Source organism: Occallatibacter sp. (assembly GCF_049802275.1).
Classification (GTDB): Bacteria; Acidobacteriota; Terriglobia; order Terriglobales; family Acidobacteriaceae; genus Telmatobacter.
The window spans coordinates 1-5,811 of sequence record NZ_JBARMD010000703.1 but is presented as its reverse complement, the minus strand read 5'-3'; the positions used below and the strand labels follow the sequence as shown (position 1 = coordinate 5,811).

At 57.9% G+C, this 5,811-nt stretch carries 7 protein-coding genes; 1 reads left to right on the top strand and 6 read right to left on the bottom strand.

Annotated elements, in window-relative coordinates:
• Positions 1-314 (top strand): FAD-dependent oxidoreductase (locus tag WA354_RS23685; protein ID WP_472815493.1); only part of this gene is annotated, 314 nt, incomplete at its 5' end.
• Positions 315-334: 20 nt separating this feature from the next.
• Here WA354_RS23685 and WA354_RS23680 read toward each other — a convergent pair.
• From WA354_RS23680 to WA354_RS23655, 6 genes are all read right to left on the bottom strand, one after another.
• The gene (locus tag WA354_RS23680; RefSeq protein WP_472815492.1) at positions 335-736 is read right to left on the bottom strand and encodes a hypothetical protein; all 402 of its coding nucleotides are present in this window, start codon (positions 734-736) and stop codon (positions 335-337) included.
• Positions 733-1,179 (bottom strand): EamA family transporter, encoded by a 447-nt coding sequence (locus WA354_RS23675; RefSeq protein WP_472815491.1) that lies wholly within the window; start codon positions 1,177-1,179, stop codon positions 733-735. Before WA354_RS23675 ends, WA354_RS23680 begins: the two co-directional genes overlap by 4 nt.
• An 85-nt stretch (positions 1,180-1,264) precedes the next feature.
• The gene (hpnJ, locus tag WA354_RS23670) at positions 1,265-2,737 is read right to left on the bottom strand and encodes a hopanoid biosynthesis associated radical SAM protein HpnJ (RefSeq protein WP_472815490.1); all 1,473 of its coding nucleotides are present in this window, start codon (positions 2,735-2,737) and stop codon (positions 1,265-1,267) included.
• Positions 2,738-2,800: 63 nt separating this feature from the next.
• A complete protein-coding gene (locus WA354_RS23665; RefSeq protein ID WP_472815489.1) occupies positions 2,801-4,189 on the bottom strand; it encodes a TolC family protein in 1,389 nt (462 codons plus the stop codon).
• Positions 4,186-5,145, bottom strand: a complete 960-nt coding sequence (locus WA354_RS23660) for a tetratricopeptide repeat protein (RefSeq protein ID WP_472815488.1) — start codon at positions 5,143-5,145, stop codon at positions 4,186-4,188. The genes WA354_RS23665 and WA354_RS23660 overlap by 4 nt, the downstream gene beginning before the upstream one ends.
• A partial coding sequence (locus WA354_RS23655) for an efflux RND transporter periplasmic adaptor subunit (RefSeq protein WP_472815487.1) occupies positions 5,142-5,811 on the bottom strand: 670 nt, incomplete at its 5' end. The genes WA354_RS23660 and WA354_RS23655, both read right to left, overlap by 4 nt.

Genomic DNA, 5,811 nt, shown 5'->3' with positions numbered 1-5,811 from the left:
AAAAAGCCGCCCTTATCAAAGAAGTCCGCGCCACCTTCGGCGTGCCCCCCGGCATCGACAGCCTGAGACCGCCCTCGGCATCGCCATGGCCGAACTGCTACCTGGCCGGCGATTGGGTCGCGACCGGCTGGCCCTCAACAATGGAAAGCGCCGTCCGCTCCGGCCACCTGGCCGCCGACGCCCTCTGCGCCGGCAAAATCGAAGACTGCCGATTCCTCGAACCCGACCTCAAGCCAAAGGGCCTGATGAGGTTCCTGGCCAGTCCGACTAGTTCCAGTCCGACGTCCTCGCTCCTATCTGAACATCGGAGCTAGCAGCTAGAGGCTGCTGTTGTTCAATGCGCCAGAAAATAAACGCCCACGCAAACCAGCACTGCCGAAGCCCATCGGCGGCCGTCCACGTTCTCATGTAGAAAGAATTTCCCGGCAATCGCATTCGTCACCAGCGTCAGCGAAGCCGACGCCGGTGCCACCAGGCTTAGATTCAGATGATTCAGCGCAAACAGCAGCGCAAAGAACGCCAACGCCAGAAAGAACACTCCGGCAAAAAACAGCGGGCACGTCACCACCGCGCGAATCGCACCCTTCATCCCCGACTTAGCGCGAATATCATCGAGATCTCCAATCGACTTCATCGCAGCCGCTGTCAGCACCTCACCCGTAGTCGAAGTCAGCACGATCGCCGCGATCATGCCGACCGCAGCCCACACTCCCGATGCCGAACCAGGAGCGATCATTGCACGTGCTCCTCTGCGATTGCGCGCACCGCGTCTTCATTCACTGCTGGTCGCTCCGTCAAAGATGGTCCATGCGCCACAAACCCAACACCCACCGTGATCAGCACAATCCCCGCCCAGCGTTGCAGCGAAATTGGCTCGTGCAGCCAGTACTTCGACAGCAACGCCACAATTACATTTCCGAACGCCGTCGCCGGCAACACGTAAGTCAAATCCGCCCACGAGAGCGCCGTCAGGTAGCTTGCAAAGAATCCGATAAGCAGCGCAATCCCCGCCGCAATCCACGGCGTGAACACGGCGCTGATCAGCGACAAAGGATGCGCCAGCGAAATCGGCGGCAGGGAAGTCATGCCTCGCGAAAGACACGTATCGCCAAGCGGTGCGCACAGCGCAACCAGCCCCAGGATCATGTACTGCCGCGGCGTTGGCCGAATATGCGCCATCAGTCTCTGAAAACCTTCAAGCCGAACTCAAATGAAGAAGGGCGGACGCAGCGCGCCGCCCTCCGAGGTTCTGTGCAGGATCGCGTTATGCGCCTGCGCCAACTGCCGCAGTTGGTTTTGCAGGCTGACTGCGTTTCTGCTTGACCGCCTTGTTGCGCTCTGCGCGAAGCTTCATGAACGCCTTGGCCTCAACATACAGTCGCGGCACATCGCGATTCACAATCGCCTTCCAAACCACGCGGAACGCCGCCTTCGGACGGAAGTAGTACTCGTCGTAGAAGCGGTGCACCATCTCCATCACGTAGTCGACCGGTAGCCCTGGATACTCGATGTGCGCCATCTGGTGTCCGCCACCGTCTTCCATCTTCTCGTTCGTGATGAAGCCGTTGGCCTTGGCGTAGTCATAAAACTCCGTGCCCGGATATGCATGTGCAATCGAAACCTGGATCGTCTCGCAATCAAGCGTCTTCGCAAAGTTGATCGTGTTGCGGATCGACTCTTTCGTCTCGCCCGGCAAACCCAGAATGAAGTCGCCGTGAATCACCAGTCCGAGATCATTGCAGTCCTTCGCAAAGGCACGTGCGCGTTCAACCGTCGCACCCTTCTTGATGTTCTTCAGAATCTGCGGATCGCCCGATTCAAATCCAACGATCAGCAACCGGCAACCAGCATCCTTCATCGCCTTCAGCGTGTCGCGGTCTGTTGTAACCCTTGAGGTGCAGCTCCACGTAATCCCCAGCGGCTTCAGCTTCTCGCAAAGCTCGATCGTCCGGCCCTTCTGAATATTGAACGTGTCGTCGTCGAAGAAGAATTCCTTCACATGCGGAAAGTTCTCATGCGCCCACTTAAGTTCCGCCGCAACGTCATCCGTCGACCGCTTGCGCCATGCGTGTCCGCTCAGTGTCTGCGGCCACAGGCAGAAGGTACACTGCGCCGGGCATCCGCGTGTTGAGTAAAGCGAAATGTACGGATGCAGCAGGAAAGGCACGTTGTACTTGGTCACGTCCATGTCACGCTTGTAGATCTTCGTCGCCCACGGCATCGCGTCCAGATCCTCCACCTGCGGACGATCGGGATTGTGGAAGATCTTTCCATCCTTCTTGTAGCTGATCCCGAGGATCTCGTTCAGCGGCTTGCCCTGTGCAAACTCAACCACCGAGAAGTCGAATTCACGGCGGCAAATGAAATCCAGTACCGCACACTCGTTCAATGCACGATCCGGGTCAGTGGTCACCGGTGGTCCCACAAAGGCAATGCGAATCGACGGGTTCGCCGCTTTGATGGCTTCGGCCAGGCGTTGATCGCCCTCCCATCCCACCGTTGAGGTGAACAGGACGAGGAATTCATAGTCCTTCGAAATCTTGATCGTCTCGTCGGCCGACACGTGGTGCGGCGGCGCATCCAGCACGCGCGATCCTTCCAGCAGTCCTGCCGGGTAGGTGAGCCAAACGGGGTACCAGTACGACTCGATTTCGCGCGTTGCGGGCCAGCGCGAGCTTGCGCCACCGTCGAAATTCTCAAACGAAGGCGGGTTGAGGAAGAGTGTTTTCAAAGGCATAGGCATCCCTTCAATTCTAACATTCAGCGAATTTTTACGCGGCTTTAAGGTGTATTCCGGTGATTACTTATGCAGTTCATGCAGCCAGTCGTCCATATGGCCCAGTGCACGCAAAAGGTTGAGACGTGCCTTCGCCAGCTCAAATCCCGCATCCAGTGCATCTTCAGTCTTTTGCCGCTCATCGATCTGAGCCTGTTGCTCTGCTTTCGGGCTTGTTTGCGGCGAAGAACCTGGTCCAGATCCGGTTCCGTTGCCTAACTCTAACTGCGTCAGCACCGTCTTCAATTGCTCGTCCGCGATCTGCTGTTTCAGATTCGCAATCTCCGCCTGCGTATCGAGCTCCCGAATATTTCCATTAAGGTCCATGATCTCAAGCTCGTTTTGCTTTTGAGCCTGCTCATACTCCACTTGGGCCCTCAAAGCGTCTGCCCCGGATTCCCGGGCCTTGGCGCGCTGCCCCATATTGAAAATGGGTACCTGAATTTCGATGCCGGAACTGAAATTGTTCGTAGGCAACGGGTTTGCAAAGTAGTGGTTGACGTTGTTCAAAATTGTAGTGTTGCGATTGTACTGCGCCACAAAAGTCAGCTGCGGCAGATAATTGATCTCTTTATCGGCCTTGGCCTGCAGGCTTTTGGATCGCGCCAGAAGGTCGGATGCGTGCACTCCCGCAATTTCGTGGGCAGCGATCTCACCGTGCACCTGCGGGATCTCTGGAATACTGGCGTGGTCAATGCGAATAGAACCTTCTGGAAGGCCAGTTAAAACCGCGAGTTGTTTCTCCAACACTGCCGCGCGTCCTTCAAGATGCATCCGCTTTAGCTTGACCTCTGCAGCTGCAAGTTTCGCCTGCAGCAAGTCGCTCAACGGATCGACCCCAGCCTCCGCGCGCTGCTGTTCGATGTCGACAAGGCGCGCCGAGAATTTCTCCTGCTGGTGAACTGCATCGAGTTCCTGGTTCACGACGTCCAATTCGATGTAAGCAGTCGAAGCATCGAGAGCTACTTGCTCTCGCGTTTCGTTCAGGCGGGCGGTTCCTGCGCGAACGCTCATCGCTGCCGCGTCAATGTAATGTTTTTGCGGAACACCGAAAACCAGCGACTGTACGGTCACGCTCCAGATCGATGGCGGCGACCCCGTGAAGCCGACCTCGGGAAAAACCGGCACACCAGTGATCATGTTGACAGAAGGAAAGACAGCGTCCCTGGTCTCTGAAAAGACCGCACTCGCTTTGCTCACGTCAGCCTGCGCCGCGCGCACTCCGGTGCTGTTGCGCTGGGCCAGGTCCACTACCGTTGCCAATGAAACCTGCGCGTGCGCGTGGGCCGGTATGCCGATCATCACGGCCGCGATCCCGGCTACAATCCTGACCGCAATCCTGGTCGCAATACTGGCGCAATTCATCGCAATGCGCAGTCTGCTGCCATTCGTCAGTGGTTGTGAACGAATCAAAATGTCAGCTCCAGTGCCGGCTTATAGTCATGCGCAAGTCCAAGAGCGGCAGTTCGTGCCTGCCACGCCCCATTCTTGTCGCCCAACTGAGCCCTGAGCCGGGCAAGCCGCGTGTAGGCTTCAAACGCCGGCCCTTCCTCTGTCTTCGGATAATCTGCGAGATACTCTTCAAGCATCTTCGCGGCAAAAACCGGGTTCCGTTTGCCACGCGTCAGAATCGAAGCGCCGTTATAAAGTGCAACGCCGGCATGCCGATCGCGCTGTGCCGCCTTGTACCCGCTCTGCACGGCGGCTTCCATATCGTCCCAGCGTTCGCGCTTGCGGTAGAAACTGCCCAGCGTCATCCAGCCGAATGCGGGATGTTCGCTCGTCGTCACCGCCTGTTTGTATTCGCGCTCCGCTGAGCCATAGTCCTTGCGGCTTTCGGCAATACGTCCAAGCAGGACATGGGCTCGCGCGGGATCAACCTTTTCCAATGGCGAGACCAGCGTCTGAGCTTTATCCGTGCCTCCGCCTACAACTCCGGGCGCCGAACTGTAAAACTCTCCCAGGTCGGTCAACGCTTCTCCATCGCGAGGATCGAGGCCGACCGCCCGCTCGAATTCAGCCCGGGCTCGCTTTGCAAGATTGAATGCCGAGATCCACGTCGCATTTTCGGCCTTCTCTCCCAATGTCCGGCCCAGCCAGAGGTGATTGGTAGCGCTCTGGTCGTCGAGCCGCACAGCCTGGTCGCATTCATTCGCCGCATCGTCCCAGCGTTCAAGAGTGAAATAAACCCGGCACCGCAAATTATGCGTCTCCGCAGAAGCAGGCAACGAACTCAGCAGCGAGAGCGCTCTGTCTGCTTCGCCCGATTGCAGAGCAGTATTGGCCACGGCAACCCCGTTGTTCTGGACCTCGGCCAGCGCAAAGCTGGCAGCCAGCGCCAGCAAAGCGATTGCAAGCACCTTCCTCACGGGACTCTCTTGATCGGGACGCCCTCCTGCAGGGGCAATCCTGTCGTGGTTCCCGTGGCTACCCAGTCACCATTTTTCAGTCCTGAAACAATGGCAACCTGCGTAAGGTTCAGTGCTCCGGTTACGACAAAAGTCTTCTTCAACTCATCGCCATCAATCTTGTAGACATAGCTTTTGCCGTTCTCTGATCGCAACGCCTCCCGGGGAATGCTCAGGGCGTTGGCTTCACTCGCCGTGGTCACCGTTACGGTGACATTGGTATAGGGAAGGAGCTGATTGTCGGCATCGTCAATGTGGATCAGAACCTCACCGACATTGCGGGTCCCGTACGTGGTCACGGTGATGGGAACGCGTTCGATGTGACCGTGCCATACCTTTCCGGGCTTTGCGTCCCACTTGATCAGGATCGGCTGGCCGACGGCTAGCATCCCAATCTCCGGTTCGTCGAAGTATGCGCGCACGCGTTCCTGGTGAAGGTCCGCCATCTGCAGCAGCAGTTTGCCTTGCTCGGCAAATTCCGTCGCATTCACATTCAGGCTGTAGACAGTGCCGGCTGAAGGCGCACGTACCGAAGTCTGCGCGAGCACCTGCTGCGCCGCCTGGCGGCTGGCCACGGCATCCTGCAGCGCCGCCTGCGCCCTCGCAACCTCGGCAGGGGAGTAGCGG

What these genes read in the sequence shown, in the direction of transcription:
- WA354_RS23680 (WP_472815492.1), bottom strand. Translation starts at nt 736, where the DNA reads ATGATCGCTCCTGGTTCGGCATCGGGAGTGTGGGCTGCGGTCGGCATG.
- WA354_RS23675 (WP_472815491.1), bottom strand. Translation starts at nt 1,179, where the DNA reads ATGGCGCATATTCGGCCAACGCCGCGGCAGTACATGATCCTGGGGCTG.
- hpnJ (WP_472815490.1), bottom strand. Translation starts at nt 2,737, where the DNA reads ATGCCTTTGAAAACACTCTTCCTCAACCCGCCTTCGTTTGAGAATTTC.